Genomic DNA, 26,324 nt, shown 5'->3' with positions numbered 1-26,324 from the left:
TATGGTGTTGATCGATGTTGATGGAACACTGGTAGACAGTGTTCCTGATCTGGCGTGGTGTGTGGACGAGATGATGTCCAAAATCGGTATGCCAACACGCGGCGAGAGCAGAGTGCGTGAGTGGGTTGGGAATGGTGTGGAGCGACTGGTTGGTCGCGCATTGACCAATTCTCTGGATGGTAAACCTGAGGGAGAGTTGTTTGAACAGGCGCTTCCTATATTTTCAGAGCTTTATGCAGAAAATACCAGCAAGCGTAGCCAGCTCTATCCAGGTGTTGAAGAGGGGCTGGAGTGGCTCAAAAGTCAGCCGGTTCGCCTTGGTTGTGTAACCAACAAGGCGGCACGCTATACAAACCCGCTACTGAATGATCTTGGTATTGCAGATGCATTTGAGATAGTGGTGAGTGGCGATACCCTGAGTGTAAAAAAGCCCGATCCAGGGCCACTGCTCCATGTGTCCAATTTCTTCGGTCTTGCACCAAATGAAGCACTTATGGTTGGAGACTCAGTAAGTGATGTAAAGGCAGCCAGAGCGGCCGGATTTGAGATCGTCTGTATGTCATACGGCTATAACCATGGGGAGGATATTCGCACCTCCAACCCGGATGCAGTAATTGATTCGATGGCTGAATTGCCGTCACTTTTTCAATGAACCAATCAACATTCCAGGATCTTGCAGACAGCTCTATACAGCAGGGATATAACCGGATTCCTTTAACCCGAGAGGTCATGGCAGACCTGGATACACCGCTGTCGGCATATCGCAAGGTTGCAGAGGGGCCATGGAGCTACCTGTTTGAGTCAGTGCAGGGTGGAGAGAAATGGGGGCGTTACTCCATTATAGGGCTACCGGCAAAGACAGTTATCCGGGTTAATGGCCATGCAATTACTATCGAAACAGATGGTGAGGATATTAAATCACTGGAGAGCAGCGATCCGCTGAGCTGGATAGAGGAGTATAGATCACGTTTCAAAGTTGCCGAGTGTGATGGGCTGCCAAGGTTTACCGGCGGGGTAGTTGGTTGCTTTGGTTACGATACCGTACGCCTGATTGAAGAGCGCCTGTCAGATATTCCAGAGGCGGACCCTCTTGATAATCCCGACATTATCCTAATGGTCTCTGAAGAGGTGTTGGTGTTCGACAACCTTAGTGGCAAGCTCCACATTGTTATCCATGTTGATCCAAAACAGCAGAATGCGTGGCAGCAGGGGCAACAGAGACTTGATGAAATAGCTACCAAACTGAATACACCAATTCCAGTTATGGGAGAGGGGCTACGGCGCAGGGTAAAGGAGGATGATTTTGTCTCTGGGTTCAGTCAGGACAAATTTGAGCATGCAGTAGAGAAGATAAAGGAGTACATTGTTGAGGGTGATGTGATGCAGGTAGTAATCTCGCAGCGTCTCTCTATCCCGTTTCATGCCCCACCACTTAATCTATATCGTGCGCTGCGTACACTTAACCCGTCCCCTTATATGTACTACCTGGATCTGGGTGATTTTCATGTTGTTGGTTCATCCCCAGAAATTCTGACCAGAGTAGAAGATGGCATTGTTACAGTGCGCCCGATTGCCGGTACAAGGCGTCGAGGTCACAATGAAGAGGAGGATCTGGTTCTCGAGAAAGAGTTATTGGCAGACCCAAAAGAGCTGGCAGAGCATCTTATGCTGATTGATCTTGGACGCAACGATGTTGGTCGTGTGGCTGAAACTGGAACAGTTGAGCTGACAGAGAATATGAAGATTGAGCGCTACTCCCATGTGATGCATATCGTCTCAAATGTCACCGGAAAGCTGAAAAAGGGGATGAGTGCAATGGATGCACTACGTGCAACTTTTCCTGCAGGAACAGTCAGTGGGGCACCAAAAATTCGTGCCATGGAGATTATTGATGAGCTGGAACCAGTCAAGCGCGGAATTTATGCTGGAGCAGTCGGCTATATTGGCTGGAATGGAAACATGGATACTGCGATAGCAATTCGTACAGCAGTTATAAAAAATGGGGAACTTCACGTCCAGGCAGGCGCTGGAGTGGTGCATGACTCTATTCCAAAACTGGAGTGGAAAGAGACCATGAACAAGGGCCGTGCAATATTCCGCGCCGTAGAGATGGCAGAGGCTGGTTTGGACAACAGAGAGAGCACCTGCTGATGGAAGTAAATGCAGTTGGTCTTAACTGAAAGTTAAGGTGCTGTGTTAAGGAACCTCTGAAAAAGCGTAATGGGATGGGGGTTTGGGGGAAGGGCTCAACAGGTGTTGTTGTAACATACTGAACTATAATCCTTCCCCCATAGGATAACTTGAGAGGGAGTTCTGATTGAGTCACGAAGTGACTTAATCAGAGCTTCCTTAATCAAATATCAATGTGGCCACCAGGTTCCTGTTGCCACCATGAGACCTGTGCTCATTAAGATAGATTCCCTGCCATATTCCAAGATTTGGTCTGCCGTCAGTTATTGGAATGGTAATGGTTGATCCAATGATTGATGCCTTGATGTGTGATGGCATGTCGTCAGGCCCCTCATCGGTGTGAGTGTAATACGGTTTGTTGTCACAGATCTCCGTGAAGAAATTCTCCATATCTGTAAGTACCCGGGGGTCGGCATATTCGTTGATGGCGATAGATGCACTGGAGTGTTTGATGAATATGGTTAGTTGTCCAACTTTTGCCTCCGAGATGAAAGGAATCTGTTGAAGTACCTCATCTGTAACCAGGTGAAAGCCACGAGACTTTGCAGCTAGTGTTATTTCGCACTGTTTTATCTTCACTAGTTATTTTTCCTCAAGATACTCACTTTTTAGGCGAACATAGTTGTCTGCCGAAATTCTGAGCCAGTTAAGCTCTGCATCGGTCAGTGGACGAGCTTTTACTGCAGGTGCCCCTCTCCAGAGATATCCGCCTTCAAGTTTTTTACCTGGGGCAACCAGGCTTCCAGCCGCGAGTAGCACCTCATCCTCGAGAATTGCCCCATCAAGTATGGTCGCCCCCATTCCGATGAGACAGCGGTTGCCAATGGTGCAGGCGTGAAGGATTGCACCGTGACCAACTGTGACCTCATCTCCAATAATCAGAGGGTATCCGTCTGGTGCGGTATCGTTGGGTTGGGTTACGTGGAGGACGGAGTTGTCCTGGATGTTGGTGCGCTCGCCAATCTCTATGCGATGAACATCCCCGCGCACAGATACCAGCGGCCAGATTGAGCTGTCCCTGCCTATGGTTGTCCTCCCTATCACCTGTGCGGAGGGGTCAATAAAGACTGTCTCGTCAAACTCTGGATTCCACTCCCTGTAGGGGCGAATGTTGTTCATCTACTTATTCCGTTGCGTATCATTGGTTGAACTGATAGTTTACCGGATCTTCTCACCAATACGTAATGACGACGGTACAGATAATGGATCATGCAAACCCGCTACTCTCTATGGAGGGGCTACCGCCCTTCTCTAAAATTGAGCCAGAACATGTCAAGCCTGCCATTGAGGCACTACTTGAGCAGAACCGTGCTGCTGTAGAGCAGTTGTTGAATGGCGCAGATCCAGTCGAGTGGGATACATTGATTCAGCCCCTGGAAGAGTTGGAGGATCGCCTGGGACGGGCCTGGTCACCTGTAAGCCATCTGAACTCAGTAAAGAATAGTCATGATCTGCGTGATGCCTATAACAGCTGTCTGCCAATGTTGTCAGATTATGCAACAGAGATGGGGCAGCATAAGGGGCTCTATCGGGCATTTAGAGAGATTGCGGATAGTGAATCATTCAGAATGCTTGAGCCATCCCAGAAGAAGATTATTGAGAATGCGCTACGAGATTTTCGTCTCTCGGGAATAGATCTGTCTGCCGATAAGCAGGAGCGTTACCGGGAGATAAGTCAGTCACTCTCGGAGTTGACCTCAAAATTTGGGGAGAATGTACTGGATGCGACGAATGGATGGGAGAGGCTGATTTCTGATGAGGCAGAGCTCGCAGGGCTACCTGAATCCGCCAGAGCAATGGCCAGGCAGACTGCAGAGCAGCGTGAGAAAGATGGATGGCTCCTTACTCTGGAGTTTCCATCGTATATCTCGGTTATGACCTATGCGGATAATCGATCCCTGCGGGAAGATGTGTATGAGGCGTATGTTACCCGCGCATCAGATCAGGGGCCCCATGACTCATCATTTGACAACACTCCGATCATGGCTGAGATTCTGAGATTGCGACACGAGAAGGCAGAGTTGTTGGGCTTCTCAAATTATGCCGAGTATTCACTCTCCACCAAAATGGCAAATGAGCCGGATCAGGTTGTCGAATTTCTGGAGGATCTTGCGGGACGTTCTCTGGAGACCGCACGTGGTGAGCTGGAGGAGCTTAGACTCTTTGCTGAGCAAGAGGATGGCATCACAGATCTGCAGTCATGGGATATGGCCTACTATGCCGAAAAGTTAAAGCAGCAGCAGTACAGCCTCTCTGAGGAGGAGCTGAAGCCGTGGTTTCCGATTGATCGAGTGTTGGAGGGGATGTTTGAGGTTGTGCACAGACTCTATGGCATCACAATCAGTCAGAGAGAGGGGGTCGATGTCTGGGATGAATCTGTCCGTTTCTTTGAGGTTGTGGGAGAGGATGGCGAGTTGCGTGGGCAGTTTTATACTGACCTCTATGCGCGTCAGCACAAGCGTGGAGGTGCATGGATGGATGATTGCATGACCCGTAGCAAAACCGAGGATGGCATTCAGACTCCAGTGGCATACCTTACCTGTAATTTTACCCCTCCAATTGGTGATGCTCCGGCGCTGCTTACGCATGATGAGGTTTTGACCATGTTCCATGAGTTTGGTCATGGCCTCCACCATATGTTGACCCAGATCGATTTCCCCAGTGTGGCAGGAATTGGAGGAGTGCCCTGGGATGCGGTTGAGTTGCCCAGTCAGTTTATGGAGAACTGGTGTTGGCAAGAGGAGGCGCTGCCACTATTTTCAGGCCATTACAAAACTGGCGAGCCGTTGCCAAAACAGAAATTTGAGCAGCTGCTTGCATCCAGAAACTTTCAGTCCGGCATGTCAATGGTGAGACAGCTTGAGTTTGCCCTGTTTGATTTCAAGATGCATCTGCAGTTTGACCCCAGGCAGAAGAATGATGGGGGGGAATTTATATATGATCTATTGTCGCAGGTGAGAAATCAGGTCTCTGTTATGGCGCCACCATCATTTAATCGCTTTCCCCACAGTTTCTCCCACATATTCGCAGGGGGTTATGCCGCTGGTTACTATAGCTATAAATGGGCAGAGGTGCTCTCGTCTGATGCATTCTCAAGTTTTGAAGAGAATGGAATTTTTGATCGTGACACAGGGCTGCACTTCCTATCCTCAATTCTGGAGCAGGGTGGCTCGAGAGAACCCATGGAGCTGTTTGTGGAGTTCAGAGGGCGAGAGCCACAGATTGATGCACTACTTCGTCACTCTGGTATAACCATTGGATAGTGGAATTAGTTAAATATGCAGAGAGACCAGATTTACTCAACTGAACATGATCTTGTAGAGGAATTCCGCTTTGATCAGTCGGTTGCGAATGTCTTCCCGGATATGATTCAGCGCTCTGTTCCCGGCTATGGAGTGATCATCTCTCTGGTTGGCCTGCTGGCGGAACAGTATCTGCAACAGGGAAGTTATGGTTATGATCTGGGCTCTTCGCTTGGAGCATCCACGCTGGCAATGGTTGGGGCTGCAGAAGAGAAGAGGTGCAGGATTATCGCCGTTGATAGCTCAAGTGCCATGATTAAAAAGTGTCGTGAAAATCTGGCAACAGCAGGTTTGGATAGATCTTCTGTTATAGATTTGCGTTGTGAGGATGTTCGGGATACAAAAATCGAGAATGCCTCGTTTGTAACCATGAACTTTACTCTGCAGTTTATTCCAGTTGCCGAGCGGGAAGATATGTTGCGAAGAGTTGCAGATGGCATCTCTCCTGGTGGCGGGTTTATGCTGTCAGAAAAGATCGGGTTTGATGATTCGGAGCAGCAGAAGAGGATGGAGTCACTGCATCACGCCTTCAAAAGAGCAAATGGATATAGTGAGCTGGAGATAAGTCAGAAGCGGACTGCTCTGGAGGATGTGCTGGTACCAGAAACTCTGCAGCACCATTTTGCCCGTCTTGAGAGAGCCGGGTTCTCTCGGGTTGAGGTGCTTTTTCAAGCACTTAACTTTGTCTCTATGCTGGCAGTTCGATGAGTGATCTGCCTCTGCAGCTGGATAGTTCTCTGGGTGCTCTGCGTGAGAACGGGATGGCTCGCTGGAGTGGGCAGCTGGAGAGAGAGCTGCCACTGCTGTTTGAGCCTGGGAGAAATGGCAACCTGCCACGTTGGCTGGATCTATTGGATAGACTGCCGGTGATAAAGGCAGAGACAGTAGATCTTGGATCTGCCAGAGTACAGATCGGTACCAAGAATGAGTGTGATACTACCCAGCAACATAATATAGAGGAGTTGATGAGAGAGCTACACCCCTGGCGCAAGGGGCCTTTCGATCTGTTTGGGGTTCATATAGATAGTGAGTGGCACTCTGACTGGAAGTGGGAGAGGTTGGCGCAGGAGATACAGCCACTTGAGGGGAGAAAAGTGCTGGATGTTGGTTGTGGGAATGGTTACTACGCTCTGAGAATGGCCGGTGCGGGGGCAGACTTTGTAGTCGGGATTGACCCAAATATCCTGTTTTTATTACAGTTCAGAGCCTTGACCAGTTTTCTTCCGGCTCCACCCGAGGTCCACTTTATTCCTGTTGGAATGGAGTCCGTTCCAAATAATACGCAGTGGTTTGACACAGTTTTCTCTATGGGAGTGTTGTACCATCGACGTTCACCAATGGATCATCTTTATGAACTTCGTGGTGCTCTTCGCCAGGGGGGCGAGCTGATTCTGGAGACTCTGGTGATAGAGGGTGGACGGGGAGAAATTTTGGTTCCGGAGCAGAGATATGCCAAAATGAGGAATGTCTGGTTTATCCCTACTGTGGATGAGCTTATTCACTGGTTGGAGAGGGTTGGATTTACACAGGTGCGTTGTCTCAATCAATCGTTAACAACGACAGATGAACAGAGGGTAACCTCATGGATGCAGTTTGAGTCGTTGGCCGATTTTCTTGATCCGGAAGATCCAACCAGGACTATTGAGGGTTACCCGTCACCAAGGCGGGCACTGTTGAGTGCAGTTGCACCCTAGTGCAGACTCAATGAAATAACAGGGAGTTAGTGAGCATGGTCAAGAGAATATGGGAGCAATACAGTAGCCTTATCCAGTGGTCGGTTGTGTTGTTGTTGGTGCTGTTGCTGCTGGTTATCTGGATGGGTGGTGAAGATGATAATAAGGTGGCTGAAGAGATAGCCTCTGTTGTAGAGCCACTAAAGCCGGAGGTTGTGGTGGCTACAGCGCCAGAACCAGCACCAGAACCAGAACCAGAACCAGCACCGGAACCACTGTTGGATGAGTCACCGGTTGTTATTGAAGAGGTGGAGCCTGAGGTGAAACCAGAACCAGAACCAGAGCCCAGGCCAGAACCGGTTGTCGAGGAGGAGACCGTAGCGCTGGTCTGTCCACAGTGGACAGAGTCTGTAGCAGTATCTCGAGGAAGTTTTACCAGTGGTGTAGAGAGAAACAGTCGTGAGCCGGTTGATTCAATATGTCAGCTGGGGACAGATAATCGCAGAATATTCTACTTTAGCGATCTCCATAATCAGTTTGGAAAACATATTTATCATCTCTGGGAGTATGAGGGCAGGGAGATGGCAAAAGTCTCTCTGGGGAGAGTTAATGGCCCCCGCTGGCGCGTATGGTCAAGCAAGAATCTGATCCCCGGATGGAGTGGGGAGTGGATAGTCAAGGTAGTTACCAAGGATGGAACAATTCTCCATCAGGAGAGCTTTATATACCGATGAGTAGCTCAGACCTCAGGGATTTTATCAGCCAACTGGAGGAGCAGGGGGAGCTTAAGAGGGTATCTCGAGAGGTTGATCCTTACCTTGAGATGACTGAAATTGCAGATCGGGTATTGAGGGCTGAAGGGCCGGCCCTGCTGTTTGAGAACCCAAAAGGGTCTGATGTTCCGGTGCTAGCCAATCTGTTCGGTACTCCAAAACGTGTTGCCATGGGCATGGGTTATGATTCTACAGATCACCTTAGAGAGGTTGGCCAGATACTGGCGTACCTCAAGGAGCCAGATCCTCCAAAAGGGTTCAGGGATGCAGTTGAGAAGTTGCCAATTTTTCGGCAGGTTCTGAATATGTCACCAAAGGTGCGTTCAACTGCAGTGTGTCAGGAGGTGGTGTTGGAGGGTGAGGCTGTTGATCTCTCCAGGTGGCCTGTCCAAACCTGCTGGCCTGGTGATGCTGGACCTCTGGTGACATGGGGGCTGGTGGTTACCCGTGGTCCAAATAAAGAGCGACAAAATCTGGGCATCTACCGTCAACAGGTGATTGGTAAAAATCGTCTGATTATGCGTTGGCTCTCTCATCGTGGAGGTGCCATTGATTTTCGTGAATGGAAGGAGGCGAATCCGGGGAAACCATTTCCGGTTGCTGTGGTGATTGGGGCAGATCCGGCTACCATACTTGCTGCAGTGACTCCTGTGCCAGACGCACTGTCAGAGTATGCATTTGCCGGGTTATTGCGCGGCTCGAAGACAGAGGTTGTCAGGTGCAAGGGCTCTGATCTTCAAGTTCCGGCCAGTGCCGAGATTGTTCTGGAAGGAACCATAGATCTTGATGAGGTGGCAGAGGAGGGACCATTTGGTGACCATACTGGCTACTACAACGAGGTTGAAAAGTTTCCGGTATTTACTGTAGAGCGTATCACCCATCGAAAGAGTCCTATATACCACTCAACCTATACGGGGCGCCCACCTGATGAGCCTGCTGTGCTTGGGTTGGCACTGAATGAGGTGTTTGTCCCTATTTTAAAGAAGCAGTTCCCTGAGATTGTTGATTTTTACCTTCCACCCGAGGGGTGCTCCTATCGTATGGCTGTAGTGAGTATGAAGAAGCAGTATCCGGGACATGCCAAGAGAGTGATGATGGGGGTCTGGTCATTTCTTCGACAGTTTATGTATACCAAATTCATCATTGTTACAGATGACGATATAGATATCAGAAATTGGCAGGATGTAATCTGGGCTATGACAACCAGAATGGATCCGGCACGGGATACCACGCTGATTGAAAACACCCCGATTGATTATCTTGATTTTGCCTCACCGGTATCGGGCCTGGGGTCCAAGATGGGAATGGATGCAACCAACAAATGGGAAGGTGAGACTGTGCGTGAGTGGGGTAGCGCAATAACCATGGATGCTGCAGTCAAACAGCGGGTTGATGATCTCTGGGATGAGCTCGGAATTGATTCCTGAATTTCAGTTGATTTAGAGCTAATAACACAGCAAAATACTCAACTTTATTATTCACAATAAAGTACAGGAAAAAATAAATGTCTAATCGTGTCCAGCTACAACCAAGCGGCAAAGAGTTCGAGTTATCTGATGGTGAAACTATTCTTGATGGAGCGCTGGCGCATGGGATTGGGTTTCCATTCGGCTGCCAGAACGGTTTTTGCGGAGCCTGTAAGGCAAAGGTGGTTTCTGGTGAGTACGAGTATCAGGATGAGTACAACGCACAATCTCTGACAGAAGATGAGCTGGCCAACGATGTTGTAATCTGTTGTAAGGCAGAGGCAAAGAGTGATCTGGTGGTTGAGGTGCATGAGCTGGTGGCGGTGGAGGAGATTGAGGTTAGAACCATGCCGGTCAAGGTCTCAAAGATTGAGCATCTGGCTGAGGATGTGATTCGTCTCTGTCTGAAGCAGCCAGAGGATGAGAGTCTGCAATTTCTCGCTGGGCAATATATTGAGGTTATTCTGGAAGGCAATCGTCGCCGCGCATTTTCGATCGCCAATGCCCCACACAACAACTCGGAGATCGAGCTACATCTGCGCAGGGTTGATGGGGGTCTCTTTACTCCCCATGTCTTCAATGAGATGAAGGAGAAGGACATTCTCCGTGTTGAGGGACCTCTGGGCACCTTCTTCTTGCGTGAGGACTCAGCTAATGATCTGATCTTGGTTGCTGGCGGTACAGGATTTGCGCCTATCAAGGGTATGGTGGAGCACGCCATTGAAATGGGGATGGATAACCACATCAAGATCTACTGGGGAGCCAGAGGTCATGATGATCTCTACCTGGATAGTCTTGCCAGAGAGTGGGCAGATAGTCATGAGAACATCAGTTACATTCCCGTGCTCTCTGCCGCGGACGAGTCATGGAGTGGACGCAGAGGTTACGTGCATGAGGCTGTTGTGGAGGACCACTCTGATCTCTCCGCAGTAGATATCTATATGGCTGGCCCACCGGTGATGATAGATGCTGGAAAAAGTGCCTTTAGTGCTCTTGGGTTAACAGCAGATCATCTCTACTTTGACTCGTTTGAAGTGGCTGGGGAGGCAGGAAGGTAGAGGATTTTTCGTAATATTCCAGGGCGCCAGCAGGGTCACCATTTGTTTTTCTGATGATCCCCATCTCCTGATAGGCATCATGACTTGGGGAAATTTCAATGCTCTTCTTCAGGTGTTGTTCAGCTTGTCCCCATATCTCATTTTTTAGATAGAGTCTTCCCAGAACAAGATGAAGTGCTGCACTGTCGGCGTGGTGTTTTAGCCACTTTTCGGCATTTTGAATCTGCTGGTCTGTAGAATCTGATTGTATTACTCCATAGAGAGAGACTAGATCATCGGACCATTGCCGTTTAATCTCCTTGTACAGCAACTTCTCACTTAAGCTGCCATCACCTTGTCTGTTTAGCAAGTTTGCATAGTGATAGATAAGTTTTGGGTTTTTATGGTCGCCGCGTGAGAACTGCTTCCACTGCTGTTGCAGTGCATCATCATTCCCGGATTTTGCGCTCTCTGTTAAAAGTTGAATCTGTCCGTGATGTTCCAGTTGTGCCAGTTCATCACTGCCCATGCTTTTTCTTTTACGTAAAACTGGAGTCAGTCCAAGCAGTTGAGACCACTGCTTTTGTGCTGTGAGTGTTTGCGCCAACAGTCGAAGCAGTTTTGGATGGTTCGGTTTCTGTTTTCTCAGATGGGTAAGTGTATCTAGTGCATCATCATATTGTTGATGGGCAACCTGTTGTTCGGCTTGGGTTAGTCGAATAACAAAATCGGCATTTGGAGCCGCTTGATGGGCAAGTTTCAGATAGTGGTCTCTACGTTCATCAGAGTGTTGGTGTTGTGCAGCATTGGCAGCACCCAGATAGTGCATCAGTGGGTTATCACTATTTGCAGCAGACTGCCCAAGCAGTTTCTCAGCCTTCTTCCAGTTGCCTTCAGCCAGGGTGATCATCCCTCTATTCAGGTCTGCTTGAGCTCGTCTGGTTTTTTGTCGATTACGCCATATGCCAATATCCCGTGGAGCATGGATGAAACGCAACAGGATACGAACAAGCAGCAACAGCAGTGAAAATGTTACAAAAGTGGCAGTGATGGCAAAACTGACACTGGTCTCAATGGTCCATTCACCTATTTCCAGCATGATGTGACCACTGTGCCCTCTTAATTGCAGGGCAACAATGCTTGTTGTAACCAGCAGCAGGGTGAGGATCAGGATGCGCCTCATTCGATCAGCTCTTCCGCCAGCTCGTTGGGAGATTCTTTCAGAATCTCTTTTAGTTTTTTATGTGCCTGCCCTATTAACGGCAGAACAGGGGAGAGCTGGATGGATTTTAGCTCAGCAAGTTGCTGCTGCATGGCTGTTGTCACCGTGCTCTTCTGATCAAAAATCTTTACCCACTCCTCGGCACTGTTGATGCGATCCCGAAAGAGTTCACCGTCTCTTAATAACAGGGCGCTCTGTGCCTGTTCCAGACGAAGCTGAAGAATTTGCCTGCTGCTCTGTTGCCCGGCCAGTGAGGTTATTGCCGGTAACTCCTGCTCTCTCTTCTCTACACGCACCAGAGTGAGCAGATCCTGCCATATCTTGTGCAGGATATTTTCCCAATCCCATATTGATGATTCATCAGCAGGATTCTGTGCTACGGTATTTTCAGGGTTAGGCTCCCCGCCGAATTTGTTGGTAGATGGGAATGGAATGGTGTCAATGCTGTTAATTAGTGTAGTCAGTTTTGTTGTGGCCGCATAGATGTCAGGCAGACTGACCTGGTTCACCAGCCTGATCTCCTCTCTGATCATCCCTTGAATTGGGAGCAGTGTGGGGTCACCACTCTCACCAAGCTGTCTGTTTGCCTGGGTCAGAGCCTGTTTTGTTGTCTCTAGATTGTTGACGATCATTAATTGCTCTTCAGCAATCTGGAGTAGACGTAGCGCTGCAGAGAGATGGAGATTATCTTCTCTCTGTTCAATGCGCCTTGCCAGAGTGGCAATGCTCTGGTTGAGTTGCTGGGTCTCTCTTATGTTCGAGTCGATAGATCTCTGCAGCAGAGTGCTTTGCTGCTCCAGTTTTTTGTTAAAGCTGTTGCCAAGGGCTGAAAGTTTTTTCTGTTGGCTGGATTGGTACGCTATATTTGCATCCTCCCTGTTCTGTGCTCTCTTCTCAATATCTTGAACAGTTGTTGTAATGCGTCTCTCTATTGCCGCTATCTCCAGGCTGTTTTTGGCCGCACTCTCTGATGCAGTCTGGTTCTCTTGCTGCATGGATTGGGTAAGAAGCCAGACGATTCCAGCCAGAACGGTTAGTGCAAGTATTGCCCCCCCAATTATCGTAAGGTTCTGTGTATTCAAAAAAGGGGAGTTGCTATGTTCAGATAGAACCTCCGCATCGATAATGTCTTCTCGCCTTCTGCTCATGCCAGATTGTGCCTTTTTAGCTGTCGCTGTTCTTTTGCGCCCATCTGCTGAGTGTATCAAGGATTGCATCATCGCTGGGTGGTGTTGCCAGCATCAATTTGCCACTGAAACCACTCTCTCTGGCAACCTCTCTGGTACGTTCACTTATTACTACCAGAGGGGTTTGTAACAAGAATTGTTCACCAGCTTTACCTACCATCTGCATCAGATTGGTCAGCCCCTGGTTACTGGTTATAACTGCCGCATGAATACTGTTATGTTTCCAGGCTTCAATGATTGGTGACGGATCTGTCTGGGGGATAGTTCTGCGATAGATCTCTGCATAGGTAACAGCTCCGCCACGATCACGAAGCGTTTTTGCAAGAAGCTCTCTCCCCCCTTCGCCTCGAATAATCAGTATGTTTTTACCGTTGATATCCTGTAGCTGTGGGGTTGCCAGTAATCCTTCGCTATCAAAACTGTTCTCTGGAAGAATATCAGCGGAATATCCAGCCATCTCCAGAGCACGGGCAGTTGCCAATCCAACTGCAGCAAACTGAATGGTTTTTGGGATATCCCCCTCTTGCTGCATCATCTCCACCCCAATACGTGCAGCATTGGCACTGATGAAAATAGCTATGTCAAAACGGTCAAGATGATGGAACAGTGTTAGTGCTGGTGTGATATCCCGTGGCTGGATAATTTCCATAACCGGAAAGGGGAATACAACACCTCCGTGAGACTCAATCTGCTTGATCAGTTGCTGCGCCTGGTGGGCTGGGCGGGTAACCAGAATGCCCTTGCCATTCAGTCGTAACTCATTCGGCACTGTCGTATAGCTCTTGAAGGATCTCTTTGGCCCCATTTGCCAGCAACTGTTCCGCAACCTCGACACCGAGAGACTCGGCATCATCCTGTGAACCACGAATCTCTTTACGAATAATCTCGGAGCCATCCACAGCTCCTACGAGACCACGCAGATAGATCTCGCTCCCCTCCAAAATTGAGTAGCTACCAATAGGGACCTGGCATCCACCTTCCAGACGGTGGTTGAGAGCACGTTCTGCACGGACTCGAATGGATGTTTCATGATCATTAAGAGGTTCAATAATATCAAGCACACGCTGATCCCCGGTTCGGCATTCGATCCCAACTGCCCCTTGACCAACTGCCGGAAGAATTACCTCAGGCTGGATTCTGCTACGGATTCTCTCTGCCATCTCCAGACGAATCAGCCCGGCAGAGGCTAGTATAATGGCATCAAATTCTCCCTCATCAAGTTTTCTCAGACGAGTGTTTACATTGCCACGTAGATCAAGAATCTCAAGATCAGGTCTTAGGTCAAGCAGTTGACACTTGCGACGCAGGCTGGATGTTCCAACCCTGGCACCATGAGGAAGATCTTCAAAACTCTCATATTGGTTGGAGACAAATGCATCCAGCGGAACCTCACGTTCACATATGACTGGAAGAAACAGTCCTTCAGGGAACTCCATCGGAACATCTTTCATTGAGTGAACCGCAATATCACAGTCACCTTCAAGCATTCGTGCCTCCAACTCCTTTACAAACAACCCCTTGCCTCCGATTTTTGCTAGTGGAGTGTCCAGAATTTTATCCCCTTTTGTGCTCATGGTTACAAGCTCAACCTCAAGATCATGATGGATTTCAAGTAGACGACTTTTTACATATTCAGCCTGCCACAGTGCTAGTGGACTCTTTCTGGTTGCAATTCGAAGCTTGGATGACATTGATGAATCTCTCTTTATTTATGTTTTTCTTTGGGTTACCGAAGTGTGGGGGGTACAATGACTCAGTTTTTGAATTCGTGAGAGTATACCACTGCGGGTAATCAATATTGCCTGCGGTAAGGAATCTCTGAAAAAGCCCAATGGGATGGGGTTTTGGAGAAGGTCTGTACAGGTGCTACTATAATGTACTGAAATATAACCCTTCCCCCATAGGATAATTTGTAAGGAGACTCTGATTGAGTCACGAAGTGACTTAAATCATAGCTTCCGTAACGATAGTAACAGAGGAAAGAGGAGGCGATGTCTCTACAGATGGACAAGCAGTTTTTTGGTGATTTATTCAGAACAGTCATCATATCCGTACTTATACTGAGCTCATTGAGCAGTGTTGCTGTAGCAGGCACACCGGAAGCTGTGGAGCATGTGATTGTAAGCGCCAACCTGCAGAGGGATGGCCAGCTTGCAACACAACGAGAGGTACCGCTTCTGCTTATGGTGTCAGCGGAAGAGTGTCCTTACTGTATGGTGATGGAGTCAGATTATCTGGTTCCGCTATTGCGTAATCGGGATTATGACGACAAGGTTCTGATACGAAAGATTCATCTGGACAGTTTTGACGATATCATTGGTTTCTCTGGGGAGTCTGTAGCGCCAACTGATCTGAGTCAGGATTATGGGGTCTGGGTGACACCAACCCTACTCTTTCTTGATGGAAAGGGAAAAGAGGTTCAGAAGAGGATGATTGGTCTGGGGGTGCGCGATTTTGTCAGTGCCTATATAGATGAATCTCTGGTAAGAGCAACGGATGCCATGAAACGGCTTTTGCCCTAAAGAAATTAGAGTAGTAATTAAGATATGGAACAACCAGAAACAACCGAAAAGCCCTGGACAGGACGTTTTACCGAGCCGACAGATCTCTTTGTTGAGGCATTTACAGCTTCTGTAACCTTTGATCAGCGTATGGCGGATTATGATATCCGTGGATCAATTGCACATGCCAGGATGTTGGCTGAGGTAGATGTTATTGCCGCTGAAGAGCGTGATCAGATTATTGAGGGTCTGGAAGAGATTCTTGAAGAGATTAGAAGTGGCTCTTTCAAATGGTCAATTGCTCTGGAAGATGTGCATATGAATATCGAGTCCAAATTGGTCCAGAAGATTGGCGATGTCGGTAAAAAACTGCATACAGGACGTTCTCGTAATGATCAGGTTGCAACAGATATTCGTCTTTGGCTACGAGATGAGATTGATGCCATTCTGGCAGAGATAGACCGCCTGCAAGAGGGGTTACTGATACTGGCTGAGCGTGAGGCGGAGACTATAATGCCCGGCTTTACCCATCTGCAGACGGCACAGCCAATCACCTTTGGTCATCACATGATGGCATGGCACGAGATGCTGGTCCGTGATCATGGCAGACTGACTGATTGTCGCAAACGAGTGAATGTCATGCCTCTTGGTGCTGCGGCCCTGGCAGGGACAACCTATCCGATAGATCGTTTTATGACGGCCAAATTGCTTGGTTTTGATGCCCCTGCCGAAAACTCGCTGGATGCGGTAAGTGATCGTGATTTCTCTATTGAATTCACCGCCGCTGCATCACTGCTGATGATGCATCTATCACGCTTTTCTGAGGAGTTGGTGCTCTGGACCTCTGACCTATTCAGCTTCATCGAATTGCCAGATAGTTTCTGTACCGGCTCATCAATAATGCCGCAGAAGAAAAATCCTGATGTTCCTGAGTTGGTAAGAGGCAAGACCGGGCGGGTTTATGGTCATATGATCGGACTGCTTACCCTGATGAAGGGGCAGCCACTGGCATATAACAAGGATAACCAGGAAGACAAGGAGCCGCTGTTTGATACGGTGGATACTCTAAAGGGATCACTTAAGGTCTACGCAGACATGATGCCTACAGTGGTTGTTAATATAGAGAATACTCGCAACGCAGCAGGTCGGGGCTTTTCTACAGCAACAGACCTGGCAGATTATGTGGTACGTGCGGGTGTTCCATTCCGCGATTCTCACGAGATTGTGGGCAAGGCGGTTCGGTATGGTATCGAACAAGGAAAAGATCTGGCAGAGATGACATTGGCGGAACTTCAGCAGTTTTCTGATGTCATCAAGGAAGATGTATTTGAGGTGTTAACTCTGGAAGGGTCGGTTGCTGCTCGTAACCATCGGGGAGGCACGGCACCAGAGCAGGTTCATGCGGCAGTGCGCAGGGCCAGACGCAGAAAAGCGGAAGAGCTTTCCGGTACTGCCTCGTTTCAAGATCAGTCATATTAAGGAAATTAGAGATGGCTTCACGTTCACGGGCAATACTTCCCGTCACTATTATTGTTCTTCTGTTTGTGCTCCTTTATGTGGGGCTCTACTTGAATCCACGCCACGAGAGTGATGATTCCCCAATGATAGGCAAGTTGTCGCCAGAGTTTGATCTGCCTGACCTGCTCGTTCCTGGGGAGCGTTTTTCTCGAGCAGACCTGAATGGTCAGGTAACTCTTCTCAATGTATGGGCGACCTGGTGCCCAGCATGTCGTGCAGAGCATGATGTGCTGATGCGTCTGGCAGCTACCGAGGATGTTCCTATCTACAGTATTAACTGGAAAGACAGAGAAGAGTCTGGTGGCAGCAGAGCTGCTGCAATACGCTGGCTTGACGTTTTGGGTAATCCATACGACAAGACAGGAGATGATGGGGATAATATTGCTGGTCTTGAGTGGGCGGTGACTGGCGCACCTGAGACCTATCTAATTGATGTGGAAGGGAGAATTTGTGAACGTATTACGGGGCCACTCAATGACCTCGAGTATCCAAATCCGGAAAACTCTCAAGAGGTCAAAAATAATGTGGGTAATATAATGGCCATAATTCGCAAGATGAGAGCAGCGGATGGCAGGTGTTTGCCAAAGGGATAATCCAGGAGGAGAATTATGAAAATGAATTTATGGAGTATGGTTAAGACCGTCTTGGCAGCCTCACTGCTGCTTATTTCTACAGCCACAAACGCAGCACCAATTGATAGTTTTTCGTTTAATACTCAGGCTGAAGAGGATCGCTACAAAGCTTTGATTGAAGAGATTCGTTGTGTGAAGTGTCAAAATACAAATATTGCAGGCTCCAATGCAGATCTTGCCAGAGATCATCGAACCAAGGTTTACGAGATGATACAGCAAGGCAAGACAGACACAGAGATCAGAGAGTGGTTTGTGGTTCGTTATGGTGACTTTGTGCTATATCGTCCAGCAGTTGACTCACGAACCTGGCTATTATGGGGATTGCCACTGTTGTTGGTCCCGATTGGTGGAGTTATGTTGGTGTTGCAGGTTCGCAGACAACGTAAAGTGGCTACGGAAGAGGTGGCAGAAGAGACAAGTTTAAGTGCAGACGAGCAGAAACAGCTGGATGAGGTGTTGAAATGATGAGTAGTGAAGTAATGTTTTGGTCAGGCTCCATTGTAATGGTTGCCATCGCCCTGTTTTTCTTGTTGCCTCCACTGCTTGGTAGAGGAAAAACTGTTGGAGTAGCACGACGAGAGACAAATTTAACCATCTTCCAACAGCGTCTGGAGGAGCTAAAGGATGATCGTGAGAGTGGTGAGATCAGTAGTGAACAGTTTGAGCAGGCAGAGGCTGATCTGAAAAGAGAGTTATTGGCAGATCTTGAAGGGGAAGAGCACAAGGTGGAGCAGAACAGCTCTGCTGGGCGTGTCGGCGCACTAATTGCCATAGTGCTGGTGCCCCTGATCGCTTTTGGTATCTATGGGAAGATTGGTGCCCCAGAGGCTATTAATGTAAAAGTGGCATCCGCATCAGCACAACAGCAGCAAAGTACAAAAAACTTTGAGGATGTAGTTGCCCAGTTGGAGAAAAAACTGGAGCAGAATCCGGATAACTCGGAGGGCTGGATGATGTTGGCAAAATCGTACGAAGTTCTGGGGCGCAACTCGGAGATTGTAAATGTGTACGAGAGGGCAATAGAGAAGATGGGTGAGAGTGTCGACTCTCAGCTGTTTATGGAGTATGGCGAGGCTCTGGCAACACGTAATGGTGGTTCCTGGATGGGGAAACCTGTCGACCAGCTTACTAGAGCTCTGGATATTGATCCAACCAACAGAGATGCGCTCTGGATCTCTGGCCACGCATATTTCGATCTTGGTAAATATGAGAAGGCATTAGGTTTTTGGGAGCGCCTGGCCAATACCGCACCTACCGATGATCCGGAAATTGTAAACATGATCAATGAGGCAGCGTATGAGGCTCAGGAGCAGTTGGGGCGTGAGAAAACAGCGCTGCTGAAACTGGTAGCAGTGCCTGCAGGTACGGTCTTGACTGTTGCAGTCGCTCTTGACCAGTCTCTACAGGAGATGGTTAGTGCAGAGGATGTAGTCTTTATTTATGCAAAGGCACAGGGCAAAAAGGGGCCACCCTTGGCGGCTCAGCGTCTGACAGTTGCATCACTCCCAACAACTATTCAGCTTGATGACACTATGGCCATGATAGCTAGCAATAACCTGTCATCCGCAGACCAGATTGTGGTTGGGGCAAAAGTCTCAAAAAGCGGGGTTGCAACTGGTGGGTCAGGAGACCTGGTCGGTACAGTTGAAACCACAACCAGTCAAACCGATACAATAAAACTCGTGATTAACCAGATAGTAGAATAGAGAGTGTTGATCTACATTGCCATTGCATTCATTTTAATGATGGTCTGGATGGTAATCTAATACCTGTAATTACCAATAGTGTAATTTCCCAAGGAAAACCTTAAAACATGTCTTTTGAATCTCTCGGCCTGTCGGCCGAAATCATGCGTGCTGTAACAGAACAGGGCTATAGTGAACCAACGCCAATTCAGTTTCAGGCCATCCCGGTAATACTACAAGGCAAGGATGTTCTTGCTGGTGCCCAGACTGGTACTGGTAAGACAGCAGGTTTTACTCTGCCTCTGCTCGAGCTGCTGCTTAAACATGCGCAGGGAAAAGGGAGAAGACCCGTACGTGCCCTGGTGTTGACCCCCACCAGAGAGCTGGCTGCTCAGGTTGGTGAGAGCATAGAGACTTATGGAAGACATTTGCCACTGCGCTCCACAGTGATTTTTGGCGGAGTAAAAATCAATCCACAGATCCAAAAATTACGTCATGGGGTAGATGTTCTGGTTGCTACACCGGGGCGTCTGCTTGATCATGCCCAACAGAAAACTGTGGACCTTTCTCATGTAGAGATCCTGGTGTTGGACGAGGCTGACCGTATGCTGGATATGGGTTTTATCCATGATATTCGTAGAGTGCTGAAACTGATGCCTCGTGAACGTCAGAATCTACTGTTCTCGGCCACCTACTCAAACAAGATTAAACAGTTGGCAAATGATCTGCTAAACAATCCTGAGCTGATTGAGGTTGCACGTCAAAATACCACAGCTGAGACAGTTGATCAGGTTATCTATCCGGTTGACAAAAAACGTAAACGTGAACTTTTATCACATATGATTGGCTCCAAGAATTGGCGTCAGGTGCTGGTATTCACCAGAACCAAACATGGTGCCAACAGGTTGGCAAAGCAGTTGGAAAAGGATGGTCTGACCGCGTCCGCAATTCATGGCAATAAAAGTCAGGGGGCTCGTACCAGGGCTCTGGCAGGCTTTAAACGAGGGGATGTCAGAGTACTGGTGGCAACAGATATTGCCGCCCGTGGATTGGATATTGACCAGCTGCCCCATGTGGTGAATTTTGAGCTACCAAATGTGCCGGAAGATTATGTTCACCGTATTGGCCGAACTGGGCGCGCTGGAAATGAGGGTGAGGCGGCATCCCTGGTTTGTGTGGATGAGCATGGGTTATTGAGAGATATTGAGCGACTGCTGAAACGGGAGATATCTAAAAAGGTTATTCCAGGTTATGAAGTAGATCCATCAATAAAGGCGGAGCCTGTCAAGAGTGGCCGGGGAGGAGGAAAAGCGGGGCGCAAGCACCCAGGAAAACGGGCTAATAGAGGGAGAGGAAGAGGCCAAACATCTGCATCCAAAAGAGGTTCTCGGAGCAGGCCAAACAGAATGAGTTAATTGTTGTCTGCTATTCCTACCATGGTGTAGGCATCATTCCCATTCTCATGCCGTCAAAGTTCGGCATTACCCCGGTCCCCTGGCGATTTCGTCTTTGACGTGGCTTATTGAGCCCGTGTTTCTGTTTGTAGTACTGCCTTTTTTGGCGCGCAATTTCGTAACATCTTGATAACGAATCATCATCGTTATTTGCACGCTGAACACAGCGGATCTCCTGTTCCAGCAACGATGTCTTCTCTATTGAGCGCACCAATTTCTTGCCTAGAAATTCTATAATTTCCTCTTTTGACGGGCCTTGTGTTTCGTCAGCATATGTATCATCAGCAACTTGAGATTGCCATTGGTCCTGAGTACCAAATGCACTATTGCGTGTGTCATCAGCAATCGCTGAAGATGTCATCAATACTGCTACGAGCAGTAATCCACATTTGTTTGGCATAAGAAAACCTTGCTGTAATTTAGGTATGCGTATGGTCGCACAGTTTTATTGAGGATGGTCAGGAATATTCTGGATATCAGGCTTGGGGCAATATCCTGACAGAAAATTTACGCCCCTTTATCTTGCCATTTTTTAGGCGTGAACAGGCTTTATCGATTGAGTCACGTGCAATGGCAACGTAACTCTGGTGGTCGTGAATGTCAATTTTTCCTACCGATGATCCAGCAATTCCGGCTTCACCTGTCAGGGCTCCAAGAAGATCACCTGGTCGTATTTTCTCTTTTTTGCCTCCATTAACCATTAGGGTTAGATTTTTTGATGTCAGGCTAGTGACGTCAGTACCGGATGATGTTTTGATGTTTTCAAAAAGACGATTTGTATTGTTATAGGTATCAGCTTTCATGGCCTCACTCGGAGTGAAGAGTGTGGTGGCCACTCCTTCGCTACCAGCACGGCCGGTTCTTCCAATACGGTGGATATAGGTCTCTTCATCATGGGGCAGATCGTAGTTCACAACCATCCCCAGCTCTTTGATATCCAGCCCTCTTGCAGCTACATCAGTTGCAATTAGTACAGAGCAGCTGTGGTTTGAGAACTGTACCAGTACATCTGTACGTTGATACTGTTCCAGATCTCCATGAAGGGCCATAGCTGCTATCCCCTTGTTACGGAGTGTGTTGGCAATAGTCTCTGTTTTAATTTTTGTGTTGCTGAAAATGATGGCGCTATCTGGCTTATGGTGGGATAGCAGTTGAATCAGTGCGGAGCCCTTGTTGTCTGGAGAGACCTCATAGAAGTATTCAGTGATTGGGTTGGCCTTCTCGCTGGAAGTGGTATGAATATGGATGGCACTTTTTTGTATGGTATTGCTTAGCTCCATGATCTCCTCTGGATAGGTTGCCGAGAAGAGCAGGGTCTGACGCCTTTCTGGGGTATGAGAGATGATTTTGCTGATCTCTTCAATAAAGCCCATGTCCAGCATGCGGTCAGCCTCGTCAAGCACCAGAGTCTCGAGTGTATCCAGGGTGAGTGAGTTTTTAGCGATATGTTTGAGTATGCGTCCAGGTGTACCAACCACAACATGGGCACCATGACGAAGAGACCCCTGTTGCGGCCCAAATGGGACCCCGCCAGAGAGGGTCAAGATTTTTACATTATCAGTTAAGCGGGCCAGGCGACGCAGCTCCTTGGCCACCTGATCTGCCAATTCTCGTGTTGGGCAGATGACTATGGATTGGACTCTGAAGTTTTTTCTATTTAGCCTGTTTAACAGGCCGATACCAAAAGCTGCTGTCTTGCCACTGCCTGTTTTTGCCTGAGCAATGACATCACGATTTTTCAGGATATGGGGCAAGGCTTGGGACTGTATAGGGGTCATCTGTTTTAGACCGATCCCTTCAAGGTTGTGTAGTATGGATTTGGAGATAGGTAGTGCTGAGAATTTGGTGCTGGTCATGGTGTAAACTGGCCTGATGAAGATATGGGTGGATGCAGATGCTTGTCCTGTGGTTATCAAGGATATCCTTTTTCGGGCAGCGGAACGTACAAAATTGGAGATGACATTGGTGGCAAATCAGTCAATACGCATACCGAGGTCGTTATATATCAGTTTTCTTCGAGTCGCCTCCGGGTTTGATGTGGCTGATAACGAGATCGTCAAGAGAATGAGTGAGGGTGATCTTGTTGTTACCGCTGATATCCCTCTGGCCGCTGATGTGATTGAGAAGGGGGGAGAGGCACTAAGTCCTCGAGGCGAGCTTTATACCGCCAGTAATATAAAGGCACGACTGGGGATGAGGGATTTCATGGATACTTTGAGGTCCAGCGGCATCGATACTGGTGGCCCATCTGCTCTAAACCAGAATGACAGACAGGCATTTGCAAATCAGCTGGACAGGATATTAAGCAAGTTCTTGAGAAAAAGGTAGATTGTTTAGCGGCAGCTATTAGGGTTTGATAAGATTTGTCGATGCTTTTGATGATCGACAATTATGACTCCTTTACCTATAACCTGGTTCAATATTTTGGTGAACTTGGGGCAGAGGTTGAGGTACACCGAAATGATCAGATTACACTTGATCAGATACGGGAGCTGGCACCTGAAAAGATTGTGCTCTCTCCCGGCCCATGCACGCCGAATGAGGCGGGGATTTCGCTTGATGTAGTAAATATGATGTCTGGAGAGCTCCCTATTCTTGGAGTATGTCTTGGGCACCAAACCATTGGTCAGGCATTCGGAGGGAAGATTGTTCATGCTGGTGAAATCATGCATGGCAAGACCTCGATGATTCACCATAATGATAGTGGTGTATTCAAGGGTCTTTCCAACCCTATGGAGGCAACTCGTTACCACTCGTTGGTGATTGACAAGGATAGTCTGCCCGATCTGTTTGAGGTTACGGCATGGACAGAGAATAGTGATGGTTCGATGGATGAAATTATGGGGGTTCGTCATAGGGAGCTGGATATTGAGGGTGTCCAGTTTCACCCCGAGTCAATTTTGACCGCAGAGGGGCATGCTCTATTGAAGAATTTTTTAGATCGGTAGATATGAATTCAAAATTATAAATAAAGGGTAACGAAGAAGATGGAGATTCAGGCAGCTATTCAGGCAGTAATCGATGGTAGAAACCTCAGTCGTGAGGAGATGCAGTCGGTGATGCAGGCAATCATGACTGGTGAGGCAACTCAGGCACAGATTGGAGGTTTCCTGGTTGGTCTACGAATGAAGGGGGAGACGGTTGATGAGATCAGTGCCGCAGCCTCGGTTATGCGTGAACTGGCAACGCCAGTAGCAGTCTCTGGAGATTATATGGTTGATACTGCAGGAACTGGAGGGGATGGCGCAAAAACATTCAATATCTCAACAGCCTCTACATTTGTAATTGCAGCGGCAGGTGGCCAGGTTGCCAAACATGGAAATCGTTCTATCTCCAGTAGTTCAGGTAGTGCAGATCTGCTGGAGGAGGCAGGGGTCAGGCTTGATCTCTCTCCTGACCAGGTAGCAAACTGTATTAATGAGATTGGAGTTGGCTTTATGTTTGCGCCTATGCATCACAGTGCGATGAAGCATGCAATTGGTCCGCGCAAGGAGATGGCTGTACGTACCGTATTTAATCTTCTGGGCCCGCTTACCAATCCGGCAGGGGCTCCAAATCAGGTTATTGGTGTCTTTGATGCAGCATGGGTGGAGCCATTAGCCCAGGTGCTGAAGCAGCTTGGAAGTCGCCATGTTATGGTGGTTCATGGTAGTGATGGATTGGATGAGATTACTATTAACGGGGCAACAGAGGTGGCAGAGCTAAAGGATGGTGAGGTTAGTACTTATACTATTACACCGGATCAATTTGATATGGATAGCTCACCGCTTGAGTCGCTTTCAGTGAAGAACGCTAGCGAGAGCCTTGCTGTTGTACAGAGTGTACTGGATGGCGAGAGTGGCGCTGCCAGTGATATTGTTGCACTTAATGCCGGGGCCGCTATATATGTTGCCGGGCTGGCTGGTTCACTGGAGGATGGGGTTAAACAGGCGCAGCAGGTGATTGCCAGTGGGGAGGCAAGGGCCAAGCTAGACGGGTTGGTTAGCTGCTCTCAACAGCAGTAGTATGGTTCAGTCATGAGTGATGCTCCAGATATCCTTAAAAAGATAATTTGCCGCAAAAACGAGGAGATAGCGTCACGTTCAAGAAAGATCGGGACAGAAGAGCTAATTTTGCGTGCAGCTGATGCATCTGGTGTACGTGGGTTTGTCGAATCCATGCGTCGCAAGATTGCTGTCGGTAATCCAGCAGTTATCGCCGAGATCAAGAAAGCATCTCCAAGTAAGGGGTTGCTACGTGAAAACTTTATTCCATCAGAAATCGCAAAGAGTTATGAGAGGGGCGGGGCGGCATGTATATCTATTCTGACTGATCGTGATTTTTTTCAGGGTCATGAGGATTACCTTATTGAGGCACGTGAAGCCTGTAGTCTTCCGGTGATCCGTAAGGATTTCATTATTGATCCCTATCAGGTCTATGAGGCCAGGGCTATAGGTGCAGACTGTATCTTGTTGATTGTTGCAGTACTTGAGGATGGACAGATGGCTGATCTGTCAGGATTGGCACATGAGTTAGGCATGGATGTTCTGGTTGAGGTGCATGATCAGGTCGAACTGAAGCGTGCGCTTCCTCTAAAACTGCCGTTGATGGGGATAAATAATCGTAATCTCCGAACTTTTGAAACCTCACTTCAAACCACGTTGGGGCTGTTGGATCAGATTCCGCAACGGACAATAGTGGTTACGGAGAGTGGAATTCACCAAAAAGAGGATGTGCAGCTCATGCGCAACCATCAGGTTAATGCCTTTTTGGTAGGGGAGGCATTTATGCGGGCAGAAGATCCTGGGGAGCAGTTAAATGAGCTGTTTTATTAATTTAAGAAAGAGGGTTCTGGTATGAAAATGAGATCATCAGTGAAATGGACCGGCGGTATGCAGTTTGTGGGAGAGACTGGGAGTGGTCATTCAGTTGTGATTGACGGTGCTCCGGAAGTTGGCGGCAGAAATACAGGTATGCGCCCAATGGAGATGGTCTTGTTGGCTGCTGGTGGCTGTACAGCAATGGATGTGGTCTTTATCCTGAATCGAGCACGCCAGCCACTTGAGAAGTGTTGGATTGAGATTGAGGGGGAGCGTGTTGAGGATATTCCAAAGGTATTTGAAAAAATGCATCTCCATTACGTTATTGTTGGAGATGGCCTAGATGAGAGCAAGGTGCAGCGGGCAGTTGATATGTCAGCCGAAAAATACTGTTCGGTTTCACATATGTTGAGGAGTTCAGTAGAAATTACCCATGATTTTGAGATTAGATCATCTGCAGAAGCAGATGATTCTTGAGCAGAGTCGGAAATAAATCGTTTTTTTGCAGTAATTTAGTGATTATCGGTTGACAGCAGAGAGGTAGATCATCAAAATATCGCCTCCTGTTTTTCGGAGGGGTTCCCGAGTGGCCAAAGGGGGCAGACTGTAAATCTGCTGGCTCCGCCTTCGGTGGTTCGAATCCACCCCCCTCCACCAATTTTAGTGAAGATAGGTAGTGTTGGACGATTGAGTCCATGAAATAAGGTTGTTCAGCGGGTGTAGTTCAATGGTAGAACTTCAGCCTTCCAAGCTGATTATGTGGGTTCGATTCCCATCACCCGCTCCAGTTTTTTGGGGTTGAATGGCCTTGAATGTTGAGCAATATATAGGCTCATATAGCTCAGTCGGTAGAGCACTTCCTTGGTAAGGAAGAGGTCACCGGTT

General features: G+C 48.2%; 27 protein-coding genes and 2 tRNA genes. 21 read left to right on the top strand and 8 right to left on the bottom strand.

The window, feature by feature from the left end:
• Position 1: 1 nt before the first annotated feature.
• Together H8D24_05200 and H8D24_05195 are read left to right on the top strand one after the other, a co-directional pair.
• Positions 2-652: a phosphoglycolate phosphatase gene (locus H8D24_05200; GenBank protein MBC8519783.1), complete on the top strand. Its 651-nt coding sequence runs from the start codon at positions 2-4 to the stop codon at positions 650-652.
• Complete coding sequence (locus tag H8D24_05195) at positions 649-2,151, top strand: anthranilate synthase component I (GenBank protein ID MBC8519782.1); 1,503 nt, start codon at positions 649-651, stop codon at positions 2,149-2,151. Before H8D24_05200 ends, H8D24_05195 begins: the two co-directional genes overlap by 4 nt.
• Positions 2,152-2,349: 198 nt before the next feature.
• On the opposite strand, the gene H8D24_05190 is transcribed toward H8D24_05195, so the two are convergent.
• Together H8D24_05190 and H8D24_05185 are read right to left on the bottom strand one after the other, a co-directional pair.
• Entirely contained in the window at positions 2,350-2,769 is a 420-nt protein-coding gene (locus H8D24_05190; GenBank protein ID MBC8519781.1) for a YjbQ family protein, read from the bottom strand.
• A gap of 3 nt (positions 2,770-2,772) precedes the next feature.
• Positions 2,773-3,309: a gamma carbonic anhydrase family protein gene (locus H8D24_05185; protein ID MBC8519780.1), complete on the bottom strand. Its 537-nt coding sequence runs from the start codon at positions 3,307-3,309 to the stop codon at positions 2,773-2,775.
• An 83-nt stretch (positions 3,310-3,392) separates the two neighbouring features.
• On the opposite strand from H8D24_05185, the gene prlC reads away from it, so the two are divergent.
• The 6 genes from prlC (at position 3,393) to H8D24_05155 (ending at position 10,462) form a co-directional block, all read left to right on the top strand.
• A complete protein-coding gene (gene prlC, locus H8D24_05180) occupies positions 3,393-5,453 on the top strand; it encodes an oligopeptidase A (protein MBC8519779.1) in 2,061 nt (686 codons plus the stop codon).
• A gap of 15 nt (positions 5,454-5,468) precedes the next feature.
• Positions 5,469-6,200: a carboxy-S-adenosyl-L-methionine synthase CmoA gene (cmoA, locus tag H8D24_05175; GenBank protein ID MBC8519778.1), complete on the top strand. Its 732-nt coding sequence runs from the start codon at positions 5,469-5,471 to the stop codon at positions 6,198-6,200.
• Positions 6,197-7,186, top strand: a complete 990-nt coding sequence (gene cmoB / locus H8D24_05170; protein ID MBC8519777.1) for a tRNA 5-methoxyuridine(34)/uridine 5-oxyacetic acid(34) synthase CmoB — start codon at positions 6,197-6,199, stop codon at positions 7,184-7,186. Before cmoA ends, cmoB begins: the two co-directional genes overlap by 4 nt.
• 35 nt (positions 7,187-7,221) lie before the next feature.
• Entirely contained in the window at positions 7,222-7,899 is a 678-nt protein-coding gene (locus tag H8D24_05165; protein MBC8519776.1) for a DUF2914 domain-containing protein, read from the top strand.
• On the top strand, positions 7,896-9,365 hold the full coding sequence (gene ubiD / locus H8D24_05160; GenBank protein ID MBC8519775.1) for a 4-hydroxy-3-polyprenylbenzoate decarboxylase: 1,470 nt from the start codon (positions 7,896-7,898) through the stop codon (positions 9,363-9,365). The genes H8D24_05165 and ubiD overlap by 4 nt, the downstream gene beginning before the upstream one ends.
• Before the next feature lie 77 nt (positions 9,366-9,442).
• Positions 9,443-10,462 (top strand): CDP-6-deoxy-delta-3,4-glucoseen reductase, encoded by a 1,020-nt coding sequence (locus H8D24_05155; GenBank protein ID MBC8519774.1) that lies wholly within the window; start codon positions 9,443-9,445, stop codon positions 10,460-10,462.
• On the opposite strand, the gene H8D24_05150 is transcribed toward H8D24_05155, so the two are convergent.
• The 4 genes from H8D24_05150 to hemC are packed head-to-tail and all read right to left on the bottom strand — an operon-like array spanning position 10,389 to position 14,541.
• Positions 10,389-11,624, bottom strand: coding sequence for a hypothetical protein (locus H8D24_05150; GenBank protein MBC8519773.1), 1,236 nt, complete (start codon positions 11,622-11,624; stop codon positions 10,389-10,391). The two genes, H8D24_05155 and H8D24_05150, sit on opposite strands and share 74 nt — an antisense overlap.
• Positions 11,621-12,811, bottom strand: a complete 1,191-nt coding sequence (locus H8D24_05145) for a uroporphyrinogen-III C-methyltransferase (GenBank protein ID MBC8519772.1) — start codon at positions 12,809-12,811, stop codon at positions 11,621-11,623. Before H8D24_05145 ends, H8D24_05150 begins: the two co-directional genes overlap by 4 nt.
• A gap of 16 nt (positions 12,812-12,827) precedes the next feature.
• Positions 12,828-13,655: a uroporphyrinogen-III synthase gene (locus tag H8D24_05140; protein ID MBC8519771.1), complete on the bottom strand. Its 828-nt coding sequence runs from the start codon at positions 13,653-13,655 to the stop codon at positions 12,828-12,830.
• On the bottom strand, positions 13,609-14,541 hold the full coding sequence (gene hemC / locus H8D24_05135) for a hydroxymethylbilane synthase (protein ID MBC8519770.1): 933 nt from the start codon (positions 14,539-14,541) through the stop codon (positions 13,609-13,611). Before hemC ends, H8D24_05140 begins: the two co-directional genes overlap by 47 nt.
• A 300-nt stretch (positions 14,542-14,841) precedes the next feature.
• On the opposite strand from hemC, the gene H8D24_05130 reads away from it, so the two are divergent.
• From H8D24_05130 to H8D24_05105, 6 genes are all read left to right on the top strand, one after another.
• Entirely contained in the window at positions 14,842-15,372 is a 531-nt protein-coding gene (locus H8D24_05130; GenBank protein ID MBC8519769.1) for a thioredoxin fold domain-containing protein, read from the top strand.
• Positions 15,373-15,396: 24 nt separating this feature from the next.
• Complete coding sequence (gene argH, locus H8D24_05125; GenBank protein ID MBC8519768.1) at positions 15,397-16,830, top strand: argininosuccinate lyase; 1,434 nt, start codon at positions 15,397-15,399, stop codon at positions 16,828-16,830.
• 11 nt (positions 16,831-16,841) lie between these two features.
• Entirely contained in the window at positions 16,842-17,462 is a 621-nt protein-coding gene (locus H8D24_05120; GenBank protein ID MBC8519767.1) for a DsbE family thiol:disulfide interchange protein, read from the top strand.
• Between the two features lie 21 nt (positions 17,463-17,483).
• The gene (locus tag H8D24_05115) at positions 17,484-17,966 is read left to right on the top strand and encodes a cytochrome c-type biogenesis protein CcmH (protein ID MBC8519766.1); all 483 of its coding nucleotides are present in this window, start codon (positions 17,484-17,486) and stop codon (positions 17,964-17,966) included.
• Positions 17,966-19,207, top strand: a complete 1,242-nt coding sequence (ccmI, locus tag H8D24_05110; GenBank protein ID MBC8519765.1) for a c-type cytochrome biogenesis protein CcmI — start codon at positions 17,966-17,968, stop codon at positions 19,205-19,207. Before H8D24_05115 ends, ccmI begins: the two co-directional genes overlap by 1 nt.
• Positions 19,208-19,314: 107 nt before the next feature.
• Positions 19,315-20,601, top strand: coding sequence for a DEAD/DEAH box helicase (locus H8D24_05105; GenBank protein ID MBC8519764.1), 1,287 nt, complete (start codon positions 19,315-19,317; stop codon positions 20,599-20,601).
• Between the two features lie 16 nt (positions 20,602-20,617).
• Here the strand turns inward: H8D24_05105 and H8D24_05100 are convergent, their stop codons facing one another.
• Together H8D24_05100 and dbpA are read right to left on the bottom strand one after the other, a co-directional pair.
• On the bottom strand, positions 20,618-21,001 hold the full coding sequence (locus tag H8D24_05100) for a hypothetical protein (GenBank protein MBC8519763.1): 384 nt from the start codon (positions 20,999-21,001) through the stop codon (positions 20,618-20,620).
• A 115-nt stretch (positions 21,002-21,116) separates the two neighbouring features.
• Entirely contained in the window at positions 21,117-22,496 is a 1,380-nt protein-coding gene (gene dbpA / locus H8D24_05095) for an ATP-dependent RNA helicase DbpA (protein ID MBC8519762.1), read from the bottom strand.
• Between the two features lie 16 nt (positions 22,497-22,512).
• On the opposite strand from dbpA, the gene H8D24_05090 reads away from it, so the two are divergent.
• From H8D24_05090 to H8D24_05060, 7 genes are all read left to right on the top strand, one after another.
• Positions 22,513-22,968, top strand: a complete 456-nt coding sequence (locus H8D24_05090) for a YaiI/YqxD family protein (GenBank protein ID MBC8519761.1) — start codon at positions 22,513-22,515, stop codon at positions 22,966-22,968.
• Positions 22,969-23,009: 41 nt separating this feature from the next.
• Positions 23,010-23,588, top strand: a complete 579-nt coding sequence (locus H8D24_05085; GenBank protein ID MBC8519760.1) for an aminodeoxychorismate/anthranilate synthase component II — start codon at positions 23,010-23,012, stop codon at positions 23,586-23,588.
• Positions 23,589-23,627: 39 nt separating this feature from the next.
• Positions 23,628-24,644, top strand: coding sequence for an anthranilate phosphoribosyltransferase (trpD, locus tag H8D24_05080; protein MBC8519759.1), 1,017 nt, complete (start codon positions 23,628-23,630; stop codon positions 24,642-24,644).
• A gap of 12 nt (positions 24,645-24,656) precedes the next feature.
• A complete protein-coding gene (gene trpC / locus H8D24_05075; GenBank protein ID MBC8519758.1) occupies positions 24,657-25,454 on the top strand; it encodes an indole-3-glycerol phosphate synthase TrpC in 798 nt (265 codons plus the stop codon).
• A gap of 27 nt (positions 25,455-25,481) precedes the next feature.
• Positions 25,482-25,916 carry an OsmC family protein gene (locus tag H8D24_05070; protein ID MBC8519757.1) on the top strand — a complete coding sequence of 145 codons (435 nt, stop codon included), beginning with the start codon at positions 25,482-25,484 and terminating at the stop codon, positions 25,914-25,916.
• A gap of 95 nt (positions 25,917-26,011) precedes the next feature.
• Positions 26,012-26,096, top strand: a tRNA-Tyr gene (locus tag H8D24_05065).
• Between the two features lie 56 nt (positions 26,097-26,152).
• Positions 26,153-26,226 (top strand) — tRNA-Gly (locus tag H8D24_05060).
• The last annotated feature ends 98 nt before the right edge of the window (positions 26,227-26,324 follow it).

It is taken from the genome of Candidatus Thiopontia autotrophica, assembly GCA_014384675.1.
Classification (GTDB): domain Bacteria; phylum Pseudomonadota; class Gammaproteobacteria.
Note: the sequence above shows the minus strand (reverse complement) of the source record. Positions and strands in the feature narration are given on the sequence as shown.

Bases quoted from the DNA above. Each gene is read 5' to 3' on its own strand.
- H8D24_05155 (MBC8519774.1), top strand. From the start codon at position 9,443: ATGTCTAATCGTGTCCAGCTACAACCAAGCGGCAAAGAGTTCGAGTTA.
- H8D24_05070 (MBC8519757.1), top strand. From the start codon at position 25,482: ATGAGATCATCAGTGAAATGGACCGGCGGTATGCAGTTTGTGGGAGAG.
- cmoA (MBC8519778.1), top strand. From the start codon at position 5,469: ATGCAGAGAGACCAGATTTACTCAACTGAACATGATCTTGTAGAGGAA.
- trpD (MBC8519759.1), top strand. From the start codon at position 23,628: ATGGAGATTCAGGCAGCTATTCAGGCAGTAATCGATGGTAGAAACCTC.
- dbpA (MBC8519762.1), bottom strand. From the start codon at position 22,496: ATGACCAGCACCAAATTCTCAGCACTACCTATCTCCAAATCCATACTA.
- H8D24_05195 (MBC8519782.1), top strand. From the start codon at position 649: ATGAACCAATCAACATTCCAGGATCTTGCAGACAGCTCTATACAGCAG.
- H8D24_05090 (MBC8519761.1), top strand. From the start codon at position 22,513: ATGAAGATATGGGTGGATGCAGATGCTTGTCCTGTGGTTATCAAGGAT.
- H8D24_05115 (MBC8519766.1), top strand. From the start codon at position 17,484: ATGAATTTATGGAGTATGGTTAAGACCGTCTTGGCAGCCTCACTGCTG.
- ubiD (MBC8519775.1), top strand. From the start codon at position 7,896: ATGAGTAGCTCAGACCTCAGGGATTTTATCAGCCAACTGGAGGAGCAG.
- H8D24_05185 (MBC8519780.1), bottom strand. From the start codon at position 3,309: ATGAACAACATTCGCCCCTACAGGGAGTGGAATCCAGAGTTTGACGAG.
- H8D24_05150 (MBC8519773.1), bottom strand. From the start codon at position 11,624: ATGAGGCGCATCCTGATCCTCACCCTGCTGCTGGTTACAACAAGCATT.
- H8D24_05165 (MBC8519776.1), top strand. From the start codon at position 7,222: ATGGTCAAGAGAATATGGGAGCAATACAGTAGCCTTATCCAGTGGTCG.
- H8D24_05100 (MBC8519763.1), bottom strand. From the start codon at position 21,001: ATGACATCTTCAGCGATTGCTGATGACACACGCAATAGTGCATTTGGT.
- ccmI (MBC8519765.1), top strand. From the start codon at position 17,966: ATGAGTAGTGAAGTAATGTTTTGGTCAGGCTCCATTGTAATGGTTGCC.
- H8D24_05200 (MBC8519783.1), top strand. From the start codon at position 2: ATGGTGTTGATCGATGTTGATGGAACACTGGTAGACAGTGTTCCTGAT.
- H8D24_05130 (MBC8519769.1), top strand. From the start codon at position 14,842: ATGTCTCTACAGATGGACAAGCAGTTTTTTGGTGATTTATTCAGAACA.
- argH (MBC8519768.1), top strand. From the start codon at position 15,397: ATGGAACAACCAGAAACAACCGAAAAGCCCTGGACAGGACGTTTTACC.
- hemC (MBC8519770.1), bottom strand. From the start codon at position 14,541: ATGTCATCCAAGCTTCGAATTGCAACCAGAAAGAGTCCACTAGCACTG.
- prlC (MBC8519779.1), top strand. From the start codon at position 3,393: ATGGATCATGCAAACCCGCTACTCTCTATGGAGGGGCTACCGCCCTTC.
- cmoB (MBC8519777.1), top strand. From the start codon at position 6,197: ATGAGTGATCTGCCTCTGCAGCTGGATAGTTCTCTGGGTGCTCTGCGT.
- H8D24_05120 (MBC8519767.1), top strand. From the start codon at position 16,842: ATGGCTTCACGTTCACGGGCAATACTTCCCGTCACTATTATTGTTCTT.
- H8D24_05140 (MBC8519771.1), bottom strand. From the start codon at position 13,655: ATGGGGCCAAAGAGATCCTTCAAGAGCTATACGACAGTGCCGAATGAG.
- H8D24_05085 (MBC8519760.1), top strand. From the start codon at position 23,010: ATGCTTTTGATGATCGACAATTATGACTCCTTTACCTATAACCTGGTT.
- H8D24_05105 (MBC8519764.1), top strand. From the start codon at position 19,315: ATGTCTTTTGAATCTCTCGGCCTGTCGGCCGAAATCATGCGTGCTGTA.
- H8D24_05145 (MBC8519772.1), bottom strand. From the start codon at position 12,811: ATGAGCAGAAGGCGAGAAGACATTATCGATGCGGAGGTTCTATCTGAA.
- trpC (MBC8519758.1), top strand. From the start codon at position 24,657: ATGAGTGATGCTCCAGATATCCTTAAAAAGATAATTTGCCGCAAAAAC.